Annotated in this window: 5 protein-coding genes; 2 read left to right on the top strand and 3 right to left on the bottom strand. The window is 75.9% G+C overall.

Going from position 1 to position 16,512, the window contains the following annotated elements; translation table 11 throughout:
* Positions 1–38 precede the first annotated feature (38 nt).
* Positions 39–653, bottom strand: coding sequence for an NADPH-dependent FMN reductase (locus tag ACZ47G_RS22375; protein WP_465745211.1), 615 nt, complete (start codon positions 651–653; stop codon positions 39–41).
* Between the two features lie 249 nt (positions 654–902).
* Here ACZ47G_RS22375 and ACZ47G_RS22370 point away from each other — a divergent pair, with 249 nt between their 5' ends.
* Positions 903–2,090, top strand: coding sequence for an acyl-CoA dehydrogenase family protein (locus ACZ47G_RS22370; protein WP_465745209.1), 1,188 nt, complete (start codon positions 903–905; stop codon positions 2,088–2,090).
* Positions 2,091–2,159: 69 nt separating this feature from the next.
* Here ACZ47G_RS22370 and ACZ47G_RS22365 read toward each other — a convergent pair whose 3' ends face one another.
* Together ACZ47G_RS22365 and ccrA are read right to left on the bottom strand one after the other, a co-directional pair.
* Positions 2,160–4,460, bottom strand: coding sequence for an aspartate aminotransferase family protein (locus ACZ47G_RS22365; protein ID WP_465745207.1), 2,301 nt, complete (start codon positions 4,458–4,460; stop codon positions 2,160–2,162).
* A gap of 31 nt (positions 4,461–4,491) precedes the next feature.
* A complete protein-coding gene (gene ccrA, locus ACZ47G_RS22360) occupies positions 4,492–5,841 on the bottom strand; it encodes a crotonyl-CoA carboxylase/reductase (protein ID WP_465745205.1) in 1,350 nt (449 codons plus the stop codon).
* A gap of 247 nt (positions 5,842–6,088) precedes the next feature.
* On the opposite strand from ccrA, the gene ACZ47G_RS22355 reads away from it, so the two are divergent.
* Positions 6,089–16,512 (top strand): type I polyketide synthase (locus ACZ47G_RS22355; protein ID WP_465745586.1); only part of this gene is annotated, 10,424 nt, incomplete at its 3' end.

The raw sequence follows: 16,512 nt of genomic DNA, 5'->3' as shown, positions 1-16,512 counted from the left end.
GTTCGCGGCGCCCGGCGGCACTCAGCCGCGCCAGGTCCCTAGGGAGCAGCCGCGCCTGGTCCCTGGGGAGCGGAGCGGTGTGCCCGGGCGAAGTCGACGACCTGGCCGGCCATCGTCTCGACCTGCTCGCGGACCCGGGGGTCGGCGTACTCGCCGTCCTCGGTGAAGCCGCTCGCCGTGGTGTTCAGTACCACCCCCAGCGGCGTGGGCCAGCCCCGCAGCGCGTGCACGATCGTGCGCAGGCCGCCGAGGGTGGACGCGCCGGCCTGCCAGCCCTGCGCCACGACCAGGCAGCCGACGGCGCGTCCGCTGAGGTAGGGGCGGGCGTCGTCGCGCAGTTCCTCGACGTAGTCCAGGGCGTTCTTGAGCAGGCCCGAGGTGCTGCCGTGGTAGGCCGGGCTGGCGATCAGCACGCCGTCCGCGTCGGCCAGCGCGGCCAACAGCCGTTCGGCGGGCGGCGGCAGGGTCCGGTCCGCGGGGTCGTACATCGGCAGGACGAGGTCGGCGCCGCTGATCGCCGTCACGGCCGCGCCGTGCCGGGTCGCGGCGTTCAGGGCGGCGTTCAGGGCCCGTTCGGAGGAGGACCCCCGACGGGTGGAACCGCCGACTCCGAGGATGCGGACCTGACGCTGGGTTTGTGTTCCGCCATTCACCCGCTCACCGTAGAACGGGGGTTTCCACCGCCCGTTCTGTGGCGGGTAATGGAGGATTCCGCAGCGGTGGACAACCGATTACGGCGCCGTGGGCGCGGTTCGGGAGGCGACCGCTAGCGTGGGCCGGCATGGGTGAATTCGCGCGTTTATCCGGGACCTTGGGGCCGACGGCCCGGGCGACCGCTTCGCGGAATCCCCATGGACGCGAAACCTCGCCGCCCCGCGGTCGGCCCCGAGAAGGGAACCACCATGTCTCAGCACACCGCCGAAACAGTCCCCACGCGTGAGGAGTTGATCGGCCGGGCACAGGATCTCGTCCCCCTGCTGCGCCGTAATGCCGATCTGACCGAACGGGAGTCGAAAGTCCCGGCGGAGAACATGTCCGCGCTGCGCGAGGCGGGTCTGCTGCGGCTCAGCACGCCCCGCGCGTGGGGCGGCTGGGAGCTGCCGATGCGTCACCAGGTCGAGGTGCTGACCGAATTGGGCCGGGGCTGCCCGTCCACCGGCTGGATCGCGGCCAATCACGCGGCCTCCGTCGACCTCGTGATGCTGATGCCGAAGCCCGGACTGGAGGAGATCTACGGCGCCGACCCGGACGCCGTCATGCTCTCGGCCGCGAGCCTCGACCCCGCCCTGCGCGCCGACGTCGTGGCCGGCGGGCTCAAGGTCAACGGCCGCTTCCCGTACGCCTCGGGCTGCGAGCTCTCCGACTGGGCCTTCCTGGCCTGGGTGCCGGTGTACGACGAGGACGGCAAACAGACCGGCGTGGCGAACCTGCTGGCGCCGCCCGCGGACCTGCGGATCGAGCGGACCTGGAAGGTGGCCGGGCTGCTCGGCACCGGCACCCACGCGATGATCGCCGAGGACCTCTTCGTCCCGGACCGCTTCGTGCAGTTCGCTCCGCTGGAGCCGTCCGGCGAGCCGGTCTCCCCCGTCCCGGCCACCGTGCTGATCAAGGGCAACCTGCACTCGCTGTCCTCGTTGGTGGGCGCGGCCCACGGCGCGCTGGACCTGGTCCGCGCGAAGCTGGAGGAGCACAAGCCGCTCGCCTTCTCCACCTACTCCCGGGCCATCGACTCGCTCTCGGTGCAGCAGGAGTTCGCCGAGGCGACGCACCTGATCGACACCGCCGTGATGCACATGCTGGCCGTCGCCGACGGGTTCGACGCCGTGCCGGAGGGGCAGGACGCGACCCCGGCCGAGCGGGCCCGGCTGCGCATGCACATGGTGACCTCGCTGGAGCGCGCCCGGGAGGCCATGCAGCGCCTGCTGGACCTGGCGGGCACCAGCGGCTTCGCGCAGGCCAACCCCGTCCAGCGGTACTGGCGCGACCTGGAGATCGGCAGCCGGCACACCGCGCTGAACCGTCCGATGATCTTCGAGGACTACGCACGGTCGCTGCTCGGCACCGGTGCCCCGGTCTCCCTGCTGTTCTGAGCCCGGTACCCACGGCAGAGGCCCTGCTCCGACGCATCGCGCCGGGGCAGGGCCTCTGCCGTGGGGCCGTCAGGCGCCCGAGGGCGCCGGGGACAGCGCCTCGGCCAGCTCGACGGGCAGCAGCACCGGGCCGCCGTCTGCCCCGTCTGCCCCGTCGGCTCCGTCAGCCCCGTCGATACCATCGGCTCCGAAGCCGGCCGGCAGGGCGAAACCGGCCGGGCCGCGCACCGTCTCCCGACGGACCTCGGTCCCGGTCAGGCGACGCAGCCAGGGGCTGACCACCACGACCTGGTGGCCCGCCGCGCGGGCCGCACCGACCTGGCCGGCGACATCGGCGGGCAGCGTGCCCGCACCGGCGCCCGGAGCCCCGCCGAGGGCCCCGCCGAGGGCCTCGTCGACCAGGAGCGGGAAGACCGTCACCTCGGCACCGCCCGTCGCCCCGGCACCGCCCGTCGCCCCGGCGCCGCCCGTCGCCCCGGCGCCGCCCGTGGCCGCGCACCGAGCGGGCGGCAGCGGCGCCATGGCCCGCACCGGCGCCGAGCGGGCCACGAAGGCCCGCAGCGTCGCGTCGTCAAGGTCGGCCAGGGTCGGGTCGAAGCGGCGCAGGGCGTCCGGCGTGCTGAGCTCCGCGACGTACGCGATCCGGCGCACGGGCGCCCCGTCGCCCCCGTCGCTCTCACCGGCCCCGTCGCTCCCGCCGGCCGGTCGCGTGGTGCGGAAGTCCCGCGCCCGCGCGCGCGGCGCCGGGGTGTCGACGCCGGTCAGGGCGTGCACCAGCGGCAGCGCGTCCTGGCGGCGCAGCAGCGTGCAGACGTCCCGCAGGCCGGCCGCGAGCCGGTCGATCGCCTCGTCGCCGATCGCGTACGAGGGCTGGATGCGCAGCGTGTGCGGGGCGCTGCCGGTGGGCATCAGCCGCAGGCCGTGGCGGCGCAGCAGGAAGCCCGCCACGGCGAAGCCGAAGAATCCGCCGCGGGCGTAGTTGCGGATCACCGGGGACTCGGCGTCCGATTGGTCGGCGAACTCGAAGCCGACCAGCAGGCCCCGCCCCCGCACGTCCCGCACCACGTCGCCGAACTCGGCCCGGACCTCCTCCAGCGCCGCGCGCAGCCGCTCCCCGCGCTCGGCGGCCTGGCGGTAGGCGGCCCCGCCGTCGCGCTCCAGCAGCTCCAGCACCTTCTCGGTGACGGAGCACGAGAAGCTGTCCTTGGCGTAGGTCGAGCTGTGCAGCAGCTCGAACTCCTTGACGTAGCGGGAGCGTCGGACCAGCAGCAGCGAGGTCTTGGCCAGGCCGCCGCCGATGCTCTTGGCCAGGGTGTAGTAGTCGCCGGTCAGCCCGATCCCCGCGCTCGCGAAGAACGCTCCGGTCCGCCCGGCGCCGCTCTGGATCTCGTCGACGATCAGTGGGCACTCCAGGGCCCGGCAGACCTCGGCGATCCGGCCGCCCTGCTCGGCCGTCAGCTCGCGGATGCCGCCCTCGCCCTGGACGGGCTCCACGACGAACCCGGCCACGAAGGGCACCGGCCGCCGGTGCACCTGGACGGTGCCGTCCAGGACCAGCACGTCCAGCGCGTACGGCTGTTCCGCCGCCACGTACTTCAGCGCCTCCTCCGGCTGCCCGGCCGGTACGAAGCGGGCCCGGGCGCCGAGCGCCGCGAACGGCAGCCGGAAGGCCGGGTTGTGGGTGAGCTGGAGACTGCCGACCAGCTTGCCGTGGAACCCGCCCTCCAGCGCGAAGAACTCCGGCGAGCGGCCCAGCGCCTTCGCGTTGTGCCGCTCCGCCTCCGCCAGCACCGCGGCCACGTCCCCGCCGGGACCGGCGAGTTCGGCCGCCTCCGGGCCCAGCTCCAGGCCGGCGCCCACCGCGTCGAGGACCTCGCGCGCGTGCTCCGCCAGCTCGGCGGCCAGCGCGCCCAGCCGGCGGACCCGCGCCAGCTCGGCGTGCTTCATGGCCGCCTCGACGGCCTCGGCCCCGCTGTTCGCGAAGACCACTTCGTACGGCTCGCCGGCGTCCAACTCCCGGTCGGTGACGGCGTTCAGCGCCGTCGCCACCCGCTGCGCCTCGGTGCGCCGGGAGAGCTGCGCGTGGCTGGGTGTGCCCGCCGTCAGCAGGCCGGTGGCGTGCGCGACGAGCTCCGGGTGGTTGTGCCCGAAGAACAGCGAGCCGAAGCCGCCGACGAAGTCGACGACGGGGCTCTGCCCGCCCTCGGGGCCCGGCAGGTACATCGTGTCGCCCTCGGCGCGGACGTACTCGACGTCCAGGCCCCAGACGGACAGGGCCTGGCTCAGGTAACGCTCCGCCAGTTCCTCCGCCGGTTCCGACGCCGGTTCCTCCGACAGTTCTTCCACCAGTTCTTCCGCCAGTTCTTCCATCAGTGCGCTCCTCGCATGGGCAGCCCTGCTCTCACAGGGAGGACGCGGGCGCGAAGTCCCGCAGGGGGTTGATCCGGTCCGCGCCGATCCGCGCGCGCAGCTCCGGTGCGGTGACGCCCAGGCCCGGTTCCGGGGCCAGGCACAGCACACCGACCTTGCCGATGTGCTCGTTGCGCTGGACGAGCCGGGTCGCCTCGCCGACCTCGGCGAGCGGGTAGAGCGCGGACAGGGCGGGCGCGATGGCGCCGGTGGCCACCAGCCGGCCGAGGTCCAGCTGCTCCTTGAGGTTGGCGCCGTGGCTGCCGACCACCCGCTTGAGCCGCATCCACAGGTACCGGTTGTCGAACTCGTGGTGGTAGCCGGTGCTGGAGCCGCAGGTGACCACCGTCCCGCCGCGCCCGGCGACGAACACCGAGATGCCGAAGGTCGCGCGGCCGACGTGTTCGAAGACGATGTCCGGGTCCCGGCCGGTCTCACGCCGGATGATGCCGCCCAGCCGCTTGCCCGCGGCCAGGACGGCGTCGGGCGAGGGGTTCGGGTCGTCGCTCAGTCCGATCTCCGAGCGGTTGACCACCACCTCGCAGCCCAGCCGGCGCACCGCCTCCGCCTTGCGCTCCGAGCCGACGACGGCCACCGGGATGCCGCCGCCGTTGCGGACGAGCTGCACCGCGTACGTGCCGAGGCCGCCGGCCGCGCCCCACACCAGCACCACGTCGCCCTGCTTCATCCGGGCGCCGTGGCTGCCGACCAGCATCCGGTAGGCGGTGCTGCCGCACATCGGGGTGACGGCGGCCTCCTCCCAGGTCAGGTGCGGCGGCTTGGGGACGAGCATGCTGGCGCGCGCGACGGCGAACTCACCGAGCCCGCCGTAGTTCGTCTCGTAGCCCCAGGCACGCATCTCCGTGCCGAGCATCGCGTCCTCGTGCGTGACCGGCTCCTGCTCGTCCACGTGCACCGGGTGCACCACGACGTGGTCGCCGACCCGCCACCGGCGCACGCCGGAGCCGATCCGCACCACCACCCCGGACGCGTCCGAGCCGACCACCTGGAACGGCCTGTCGTGCCGGGCGGCCCAGCCGCCCTGCGCGCCGTAGCGGCGCAGGAACTCGAAGGTCGGGACGGGCTCGAAGGTGGCCGACCACACGGTGTTGTAGTTGATCGAACTGGCCATCACCGCGACGACCACCTCGTCCGGGGCCAGTTCCGGCATGGCCACCGGTCCGACGCGCAGCGACTTGCGTACGTCCTTGTCGGCCACGCCGCGGAACATCGCGGTCTCGTCCGCGCGCAGGTGTGCGGCCGCGAACTCTCCCGGCAACTCCAGGCGTTCGAGGGCCTCCGGCGGCCGGTTCTCGACGATCGCTTCCAAAAAGGGGTTCACGGCAGCTCCCAACTCCGTCTGGTCCGGTGCGCAACCTAGTGCGGGTCGGGTAATCGACGGTTCACCGGGAATTCCCGGGGGTCGGTATTCCAGCGAGTTGCCGGGCGGTGGACCGCCGTGCCTATCGTCGTTCGACGTGGCCGTCAATGCGCAGTTCGAATCCCCGGAAACCGTCGCCGTCGAATCCCCGGATCCCGCCGTCGAATGCCCGGATCCCGTCGCCGAATGCCCGGAACCCGTCGCCGTCATCGGAATCGCCTGCCGTCTGCCCGGCGCGGCCGATCCCGACGCGTTCTGGCGGTTGCTGCGCGACGGGCGCAGCGCGATCACCGACACCCCCGCCGACCGCTGGCGGGACGCCGCCGTCCGTACCCCGCGAGGCGGCTTCCTGGAGCGGGTCGCCGACTTCGACGCGGAGTTCTTCGGCGTCACCCCGCGCGAGGCCGCCGCGATGGACCCGCAGCAGCGGCTCGCGCTGGAACTGGGCTGGGAGTCCCTGGAGGACGCCGGGATCGTGCCGGCCCGGGTGCGCGGCACCCGGCTGGGCGTCTTCCTCGGCGCGACCGCCGACGACTACGCCCGGCTGACCGCCCGGGCCGGTGCCGACGCCGTCTCGCCGCACACCCTGGCCGGGCTCAACCGGGCCCTCGTCGCCAACCGGCTGTCCTACCTGCTCGGTGCGCGCGGGGCCAGCATGGTCGTGGACACCGGCCAGTCCTCCTCCCTGGTCGCCGTCCACCGCGCCTGCGAGAGCCTGTGGTCCGGGGAGTCGGACCTCGCGCTGGCGGGCGGCGTGCAGCTGAACCTGGCCGGCGCCGCGACCGTCGGCGTCGAGCACTTCGGCGCGCTGTCCCCGGACGGCGAGTGCTGGACCTTCGACGCGCGGGCCAACGGCTACGTGCGGGGCGAAGGCGGCGCGGTGCTGGTGCTCAAGCCGCTGGGCCGGGCGCTCGCCGACGGCGACGAGATCCGGTGCGTGATCCGCGGCGGCGCCGTCAACAACGACGGCGGCGGCCCGGAGTTGACCACGCCCGACCCGCGGGCGCAGCGGGAGGTGATCGAGGCGGCGTACCGGCGGGCCGGGGTCGCGCCCGGTGACGTCGGCTACGTCGAACTGCACGGCACCGGGACGAGGGTCGGCGATCCGGTCGAGGCGCGGGCCCTCGGGGAGGCGCTCGGCCGGCACCGCGCGGCGGACCGGCCACTGCTCGTCGGTTCGGTGAAGACCAACGTCGGGCACCTGGAGGGCGCCGCCGGGGTCGCCGGGCTGCTGAAGGTCGTGCTCGCGCTGCGGGCCGGCGAGCTGCCCGCGAGCCTCAACTACCGCACCCCCCACCCGCTCATCCCGCTGGAGGAGCTCCGGCTGCGGGTCCACGACCGGCTGGCCCCGTGGCCGGGCGGCGACGCGCCGCTGGTCGCCGGGGTCAGCTCCTTCGGGATGGGCGGCACCAACTGCCACCTGGTGCTCTCCTCGGCACCGCCCGCCACCGGGAGCGCGGCCGGCACGGCTGCTCCGGCCGACGACCTGGGCCGGCCGGAACTGCCGCTCCCGTTCGCGGTGTCGGGCCGGGACGAGCCGGCCCTGCGCGCGCAGGCGGGCCGGCTCGCGCAGTGGATCCGCGAGCGGCCGGAGCTGGCGCCGGCGGGCCTCGCCGACTCGCTCGCCACCACCCGTACGGCCTTCGCGACCCGCGCCGTCGTGGTCGCCGAGGGCCGGGAGGCGCTGCTCACCCGGCTGGACGCCCTGGGCGCGGGAGCGGCCGGTGCGGGGACGGTCCTCGGCCGGGCGGGATCGGACGGCGCGGTGGCCGTGCTGTTCACCGGGCAGGGCGCCCAGCGGCTCGGCATGGGGCGGCGGCTGCACGCCGCGCACCCGGCCTTCGCGGCGGCCTTCGACGAGGTGTGCGCCCACTTCGACGCGGTGCTGGACCGACCGCTGCGCGAGGTGATCTGGGCCGAACCGGGCTCTCCCGAAGCGGAGTTGATCAACCGTACCGAGTTCGCCCAGCCCGGCCTGTTCGCCGTGGAGGTGGCGCTCCACCGGTTCGTCACCGGGCTCGGGGTGCGCCCCTCCTTCCTGCTGGGCCACTCGATCGGCGAGCTCGCGGCGGCGCACGTCGCCGGGGTGCTGTCGCTGCCCGACGCGTGCACCCTGGTCGCCGCGCGCGGCCGCCTGATGCAGGCGCTGCCGCGGACGGGCGCCATGGTCGCCGTCGAGGCGGCCGAGGAGGAACTGGCGGCCGAACTGGCGGAGTCGGCGGGCCGGGTGGGCCTCGCGGCGGTGAACGGACCGCGTGCCGTGGTGCTGTCCGGCGACGCCGAGGCGGTCGACGCCCTCGCCGACCGGTGGCGGGCCCGGGGCCGCCGCACCCGGCGGCTGCGGGTCAGCCACGCCTTCCACTCCCACCTGATGGACGGGATGCTCGACGAGTTCCGCGCGGTCGCCCGCTCGCTGACCTACCGGCCGCCTCGGCTCGCCGTCGTGTCGAACCTCACCGGGGACCTCGCCGGCGCCGCCGAGCTGTGCGACCCCGAGTACTGGGTGCGGCACGTGCGCGACTGCGTCCGCTTCCTCGACGGCGTCCGCCGCCTGGACGCGGCGGGCGTCACCACCTACCTGGAGCTCGGGCCGGACGCGGTGCTGGCCCCCGCCGCCCGCGCGGCGCTGCCGGACGACCGCACCTTCCTCAGCGCCCTGCGCGCCGACCGGCCGGAGCCCGCGACCGTGGTCGAGGCCCTCGCCGGACTGCACGCGACGGGCGCCGAGGTGGACCTTCCCGCCGTGATCGGCGGCGGGCACCGGGTCGCCCTGCCGACCTACGCGTTCCGGCGGCGCCGGCACTGGCTGGCCGGGCTGGACGAAGCGGGGGAGTCGGCCGGGAGCGCCGGGCCCGGGACCGCCGGACCCGGGACCACCGGCCCCGGCGCGGCTGAACCCGTCGCGGCTGAACCCGTCGTGGCTGAACCCGTCGTGGCTGAACCCGGCGTGGGTGAACCCGGGCCGAGCGCCGCCACGCCCGCCGGCACGCCGCTGCGGGACCCGCTCGACCTGGTGCGGCAGCACACCGCCGCCGTCCTCGGCTCCGACACCCCCGGCGAGATCGCGCCGGACACCGCCTTCCGGGACCTCGGCCTCACCTCGGCCACCGCCCTGGAACTGCGGGCCCGGCTGGCCGCCGCGACCGGCCTGCCGCTGCCGGACACCCTGGTCTTCGAGCACCCCACGCCCGGCCTGCTCGCCCGCCACCTGGCCCACGGCCCGAACACCCCCGAGCGGGCCGACGGGGTCGCGGAGGCCTCCCGCTCCACCGGCGCGGGAGGGGCCGAGGACGCCGACCCGATCGTCATCGTCGGCATGGCCTGCCGCTTCCCCGGCGGCGTCGGCTCCCCCGAGGAGCTGTGGCGCGTCGTCTCCGAAGGCGTCGACGCCATCGGCGGGTTCCCGGCCGACCGGGGCTGGGACGTCGAGGCGCTGTACGACCCCGACCCCGCGCGCCGGGGCTCCACGTACGTCCGCGAAGGCGGCTTCCTGGCCGACGTGGCCGGGTTCGACGCCGCGTTCTTCGGGATCAGCCCCCGCGAGGCCGCCGCCCTGGACCCGCAGCAGCGCCTGCTGCTGGAGACCGCCTGGGAGAGCCTGGAGCACGCCGGCATCGACCCCGCCTCGCTGCGGGACACCGACACCGGCGTCTTCGTCGGGGCCACCGCCCAGGAGTACGGGCCGAGGCTGGGCGAGCCGAGCGACGGCTCGGACGGCTACCTCTACACCGGCAGCACCCCGAGCGTCGCCTCCGGCCGGATCGCCTACGTCCTCGGCCTGCGCGGCCCGGCCGTCACCGTGGACACCGCCTGCTCCGCCTCCCTCGTCGCCGTGCACGACGCCGCCCGCGCCCTGCGCGGCGGGGAGTGCGAGCTGGCGCTCGCGGGCGGCGTGACCGTGATGCCCACGCCCGGGGTGTTCGCCGAACTGAGCCGTCTCGGCGGGCTCTCCCCGAACGGCCGCTCGAAGGCGTTCGCGGCGGCCGCCGACGGCACCGGCTGGGCCGAGGGCGCCGGGCTGCTGGTGCTCGAACGGCTCTCCGACGCCCGCCGCCACGGCCACCCGGTGCTGGCCGTGGTCCGCGGCTCGGCGGTCAACTCGGACGGCGCGTCCAACGGCCTGACCGCGCCCAACGGCGCCGCCCAGCAGAGGGTCATCCAACGGGCCCTGGCGGCCGCCGGGCTGACCGGCGCCGACGTCGACGCCGTCGAGGCGCACGGCACCGGGACCCGGCTGGGCGACCCGATCGAAGCCCGCGCGCTGCTGGCGACCTACGGCCGCGAGCGCGCCGAGGGCCGGCCGCTGTGGCTCGGCTCCGTCAAGTCCAACATCGGGCACACCCAGAGCGCGGCCGGGGTGGCGGGCGTCATCAAGATGGTGCAGGCCCTGCGGCACGAGGTGTTGCCGCGCACCCTGCACGTGGACGAGCCCACCCCGAGCGTCGACTGGAGCTCGGGCGCGGTGCGGCTGCTCACCGAGGCGGTCGACTGGCCCGGCGCGCCCGGGCGGCCGCGCCGGGCGGGGGTGTCGTCGTTCGGCATCAGCGGCACCAACGCCCACCTGATCCTGGAGGAGGCACCCCCGGCGTCCGACCACTCCGACGCCGTCCCGGCTCCCGACCCGTCCGCTCCGGCCGCTCAGCTCGACCCGGCTGCTCAGCTCGAGCCGGCCGCTCAGGTCGACCCGGCCGTTCAGCTCGACCCGGTCGGGCCGCTGGCCTGGCCGCTGTCGGCGCGGACGCCGGGCGCCCTGCGGGAGCAGGCCGCCCGGCTGCGGGCCCGTCTCGGCGAGCCGCAGCCGCCGGCCCCGGCCGACGTGGCCTTCTCGCTGGTCCACGGCCGCGCCGACCTCGCCCACCGCGCCGTCGTCGTCGCCCGGGGGGCGGCCGGCTTCGCGAGCGCCCTGGACGCGTTGGCGAGCGGCGCTCCGGACGCCTCCGTGGTGCTCGGCACCGCGGGCGAGCCGGGCCGGACCGTCCTCGTCTTCCCCGGCCACGGGTCGCAGTGGCCCGGCATGGCCACCGAACTGTACGCCCAGGCCCCGGCGTTCGCCGAGCGCCTGCGGGAGTGCGCGGCCGCGATCGACCCGCTCGTCGACTGGTCGCTGCTCGACACCCTGCTCGGCGGCCCCGGTGCCGCCGCCGACCCCGAACGGACCGACGTCGCCCAGCCGGTGCTGTTCGCGATGATGGTCTCGCTGGCCGCGCTGTGGGAGGCGCACGGAGTGCGGCCCGACGCCGTCGTCGGCCACTCCCAGGGCGAGCTGGCCGCCGCCTGCGTCGCCGGGGTGCTCACCCTGGAGGACGCCGCGACGGTGGTGGTGCGCCGCAGCCGCCTCTGGGCGGAGGAACTGCCGGGCCGGGGCATGATGGCCGCCGTCGAGCTCTCCGCCGACGGCGTGCGGGAGCGCATCGCCGAGCGGGGGGCGCGCCTCGACCTGGCCGTGGTGAACGGCCCGCTCGCCGTCACCGTCGCCGGGGAGCCCGACGAGGTCGAACGCTTCGTCACCGACTGCAAGGCCGAGGGCATCCGGGCCCGCGTCGTGGTCCGGGCCGGAGCCTCGCACTGCGCGCTGGTCGAGCCGCTGCGCGGACCGCTGCGGGAGCTGATCGGCGGAGTCGCCCACCATCCGCCGCGCGTCCCCTTCTACTCGACGGTGACCGCCGGCCCGCTCGGCGCCGACGACCTCGACGCGGACTACTGGTTCCGCAACGCCCGTGAGCCGGTGGACTTCCAGGGCGCCGTGCTCGCCCTGCTGCGCGACGGCCACCGCACCTTCGTGGAGTGCTGCCCGCACCCGCTGCTCACGTCGGCGCTGCAGGACACCGCGGAGGAGGCCGGGCACCAGCCGACGGCCCTGGGCACCCTGCGGCGCGACGAGGGCGGCCGAGGGCGGTTCCTGCGCTCGCTCGCCGAGGCGCACGTCCGCGGCGTCGCCGTGGACTGGACCCCGGCCCTCGCCGGGACCGGGGCCCGCCGAACCGCCCTGCCCACCTACCCCTTCGAGCGGCGTCGGCACTGGCTGGAGCCCGGGACCGGCCCGGCCGACGTCCAGGCCGCCGGCCTCACGCCCGCCGGGCACCCACTGCTGGGCGCGGTGCTCGCCGCCGTCGACGACGACCAGGTCGTCCTGACCGGCCGGGTGGCGCCACGATCGCCCGGGTGGCTCGCCGACCACGCGATCGGCGGCACCGCGCTGTTCCCGGGCACCGGCTTCGTCGAACTCGCGCTGCGCGCGGGCGACGAGGTGGGCTGCCCGAGGATCGAGGAACTGACCGTCGAGCGGCCGCTGCTGCTCCCCGCCGGGACGGCCGCCGAACTGCGGGTGACGGTCGGCGCCCGCGACCGGCACGGCGTACGGCCCGTCACGGTGCACGCCCGCCCGGCCGGCGGCTCGGACGAGCCCTGGACCCGCCACGCCGTCGGAGCGCTGACCGAGGCCTCCGCCGCGCCGGCCCCCGCTCCGTTCCCGGCCGCCTGGCCCCCGCCCGGCGCGCAACCCGTGGACGTCACCGGCTTCTACCCGGACCGCGCGGCCGACGGCTACGGCTACGGACCGGCGTTCCAGGGCCTGCGGGCCGCCTGGCGACTGGGCGAGGAGATGTACGCCGAGGTCGCCCTCGACCCGGACCGGCACGGCGACGCCCGCCGCTACGCCGTCCACCCCGCGCTGCTCGACGCGGCCCTGCACGCCGAACTCCTGCGCGCCGCCGCCCCCGAGGAGGGGCAGCTGCGGATGCCGTTCAGCTGGACCGGCGTGGGCGTGCCGACGGCCGGCGCCACCGCGCTGCGGGTGCGGGTCGCCCCGGCGGGCGGGGACGCGGTGCGGGTGACCGCGACCGACGCCACCGGTGCGCAGGTGGTGGACGTGGAGTCGCTGCTGCTGCGGCCCGTCCCGGTGGCGGGCCTGACGGCCGGCCCGACCGGCGGCGGGGCCCTGTACGGCCTCGACTGGCAGCCGCTGCCGGCCCGGCCGGTCGACGAGCCCGCCCTCGTCCTGTTCGACGCCGCCGCGCTCGCCGGGGACGGCACGCGCGCCGGGGACGGGGCACCGACCGAGCCGGCGACCGCCGCCGTCCTGGCCCCCGTGCTCAAGGCCCTCCAGACCTTCGCGGCCGACGAACGGCAGGCGGCCGCCCGGCTCGTGGTACTGACCCGGGGCGCGGTGGCGGTCGGCGGCGACGCCGAGGTGACGAGCACGGCCCAGGGCGCCGTCTGGGGCCTGGTCCGCTCGGCCCAGGCCGAGCACCCCGACCGGTTCCTGCTGCTCGACACGGACCCCGCTGCCGACCGGCGCGACGGCACCGCCCGTCCCGCCGACACCGACCGTTTCGCCGACACCGCCCGGTCCGACGAGGCCGTCCGTCCCAACGGCACCTCCCGTCCCGACAGCACCTCCCGTCCCGACAGCACCTCCCGTCCCGACGGCCCCGACGGGCGCGCCGTGCGCCGCGCGGCGGCACTCGCAGTGGCGGCCGGGGAGTCCCAGGCCGCGCTGCGCGACGGTACCGTCCTCGTCCCCCGGCTGGTCCGGACGGCCGGTTCGCCCGTCCCCGCCGTCGATCCGAACGGCACCGTGCTGATCACCGGCGGCCTCGGCGGCCTCGGCGCCGAGCTGGCCCGGCGCCTGGTCGAGGCGGGTGCCCGGCACCTGATCCTCACCGGACGGCGCGGCGGGCAGACCCCGGGCACGTCCGAGCTGCGGGCCGAACTGGCCGCCGCCGGTGCCGAGGTGGCCGTCCGCCGCTGCGACGTCGCCAACCGCTCCGAGCTCGCCGCCCTGCTCGCCCGCATCCCCGCCGAGCACCGGCTCACCGGCGTCTACCACCTGGCGGCCGCCGTCGACGACGCACCGCTCGACGCCATGACGTCCGAGCGCCTGGCGGCCGTGCTGCGCCCCAAGACCGACGGCGCGCTCCACCTCGACGCACTGACCCGCGACCTCCCGCTGTCGGCGTTCGTGCTCTTCTCCTCCGCCGTCGGCGTGCTCGGCACGCCCGCGCAGTCCGCGTACGCGGCCGCCAACGCCGCCCTCGACGCGCTGGCCCACCGCCGCCGCGCCCAGGGCCTGCCCGGGCTCTCCCTGGCCTGGGGGCTGTGGGAGCAGGCCAGCGGCCTCGGGCGGCTCGCCGAGGCGGACCTGGCGCGGCTGCGCCGGACCGGCCTCGCCCCGATGACCACCGCGGACGGCTTCGCGCTGCTCACGGCGGCGCTCGGGACGCGGCGCGCCCTGCTCCTCCCGGCGAACCTGGACTCGGCCGCGCTGCGCGACCGGGCCCGGGACCAGGACCTGCCCGCGCTGCTGCGGGGAATCGTCCGGCCGCCGACCCGCGCCGACAGCGCCGCGCCCGGGGCGGTCGTCGCCGAACAGCACGGACTCGCCGCCCGGCTGGCCGGGCTGTCCCGGCCGGACCAGGACCGCGAGCTGCTGGACCTGGTCCGCGCCCACGCGGCCACCGTCCTCGGCCACGACGCGGCCGACCGGGACGCCGTCCCGCTGGAGCGGGCCTTCCGGGAGTCCGGCTTCGACTCGCTGACCGTGGTGGAGCTGCGCAACCGGCTGCGCACCGCGACCGGCCTGCCGCTGCCGACCACCCTGCTCTTCGACCACCCGACCCCGCTGGCCCTCGCCGGGTACCTGCGCGAGCGGGTGCTCGGCCCCGACGGCGCGGAGGCGGCCCCCGCCACCGCGCCCGACCGCCCGGCGCACCCGTCCGGGGGCAGCGCCGGCCCGGACGACGACCCGATCGCCGTGGTGGCGATGGCGGGCCGCTTCCCGGGTGGCGTGCAGTCGCCCGAGGACCTGTGGCGGCTGGTCGCCGACGGGGTGGACGCGATCGGTGAGTTCCCGACCGACCGCGGCTGGGACACCGGCCACCTCTTCGACCCGGACCCGGACCGGCCCGGCCGCTCGGCCACCCGGCACGGCGGATTCCTGTACGACGCCGGGGAGTTCGACGCCGCCCTGTTCGGCATTAGCCCCCGGGAGGCGCTGGCCATGGACCCCCAGCAGCGGCTGCTGCTGGAGGTGTCCTGGGAGGCCTGGGAGCGCTCCGGCATCCCCGTCGCCGACGCGCACGGCAGCCGCACCGGCGTCTTCATGGGCGTGGCTTACCACGACTACGCCGCCCGGGCCGAGCAGGTGCCGGACGGGGTGGAGGGCTACCTGATGACGGGTGCCGCCGCGAGTGTGGCCTCGGGCCGGATCGCGTACACGCTGGGTTTGGAGGGTCCGGCGATCACGGTGGATACGGCGTGTTCGTCGTCGCTGGTGGCGTTGCACCTGGCCGTCCAGTCGCTGCGGCGCGGCGAGTGCACGATGGCGCTCGCCGGCGGGGTCAGCGTGATGGCCACCCCGACCACCTTCGTCGAGTTCTCGCGTCAGCAGGGGTTGGCGGGGGATGGCCGGTGCAAGTCGTTCGGGGTGGGTGCGGACGGTACGGGGTGGTCCGAGGGTGTGGGTGTGTTGGTGGTGGAGCGGTTGTCGGATGCGCGGCGGTTGGGGCATCCGGTGGTGGGGTTGGTGCGTGGTTCGGCGGTGAATCAGGACGGTGCGTCGAATGGTCTGACGGCGCCGTCGGGGGTGGCGCAGGAGCGGGTGATCCGTGCGGCGTGGGCGGATGCGGGTGTGGTGGGTGCGGATGTGGGGTTGGTGGAGGGGCACGGTACGGGGACTCGGTTGGGTGATCCGATCGAGGCGGGTGCGGTGTTGGCGACGTACGGGCGGGAGCGCGGGGGTCGTGGTCCGGTCTGGTTGGGGTCGCTGAAGTCCAACATCGGCCACACTCAGGCCGCCGCCGGTGTCGCCGGGGTGATCAAGACGCTGATGGCGTTGCGTCATGAGCGGATGCCGAGGACGTTGCACGCGGATGAGCCGAGTCGTGAGGTGGAGTGGGGTGAGGGTGAGGTCCGGTTGTTGGCGGAGTCGCGGTCGTGGCCGCGGGAGGCCGGTCGGCCGCGCAGGGCCGCGGTGTCGTCGTTCGGGATCAGCGGGACCAACGCCCATGTGATCGTGGAGGAGGCCCCGGAACAGGAGCCGGTCCCCGGGCGGGAGTCCGCCGACGGGACGCGGGGCGAGACGCCGGGCGAGACGCGGGACGGGACGCCGGGCGAGACGCGGGACGGGACGCCGTCCGTGCTGCCGTTCGTCGTGACGGCCGGCTCGCCCGGCGCCCTGGACGGCCAGGTCGAGCGGCTGTCGGCGCTGCTGAAGGCCGGCACGGCCGACCCGCTCGACGTGGCCTACTCCCTGACCGCCACCCGCTCGCCGCTGCGGTACCGGACGGTGGTCGCCGCGCGGACGGCCGAGGACGCCGTCGCCCGACTCGCCGGACAGTCGCCCGAACTCGCCTACGCTGACCGCAGGTTGGGTCTGGTGTTCTCGGGTCAGGGTGCGCAGTGGGCGGGGATGGGTCGGGGGTTGGCGGCGGAGTTCCCGGTGTTCGGGCGGGTGTTCCGTGAGGTGTTGGGGGCGTTCGGTGGGGATCTGTTCTCGGTGGTGGAGTCCGGGGAGGGTCTGGATCGTACGGAGTTCGCGCAGCCGGTGTTGTTCGCCTATGAGGTGGCGTTGTTCCGGTTGGTGGAGTCGTGGGGTGTGCGGCCGGGGGTGGTGGCCGGGCATTCGGTGGGGGA

The sequence above is a fragment of the Kitasatospora sp. NPDC030952 genome (genome assembly GCF_055571335.1).
Note: the sequence above shows the minus strand (reverse complement) of the source record. Positions and strands in the feature narration are given on the sequence as shown.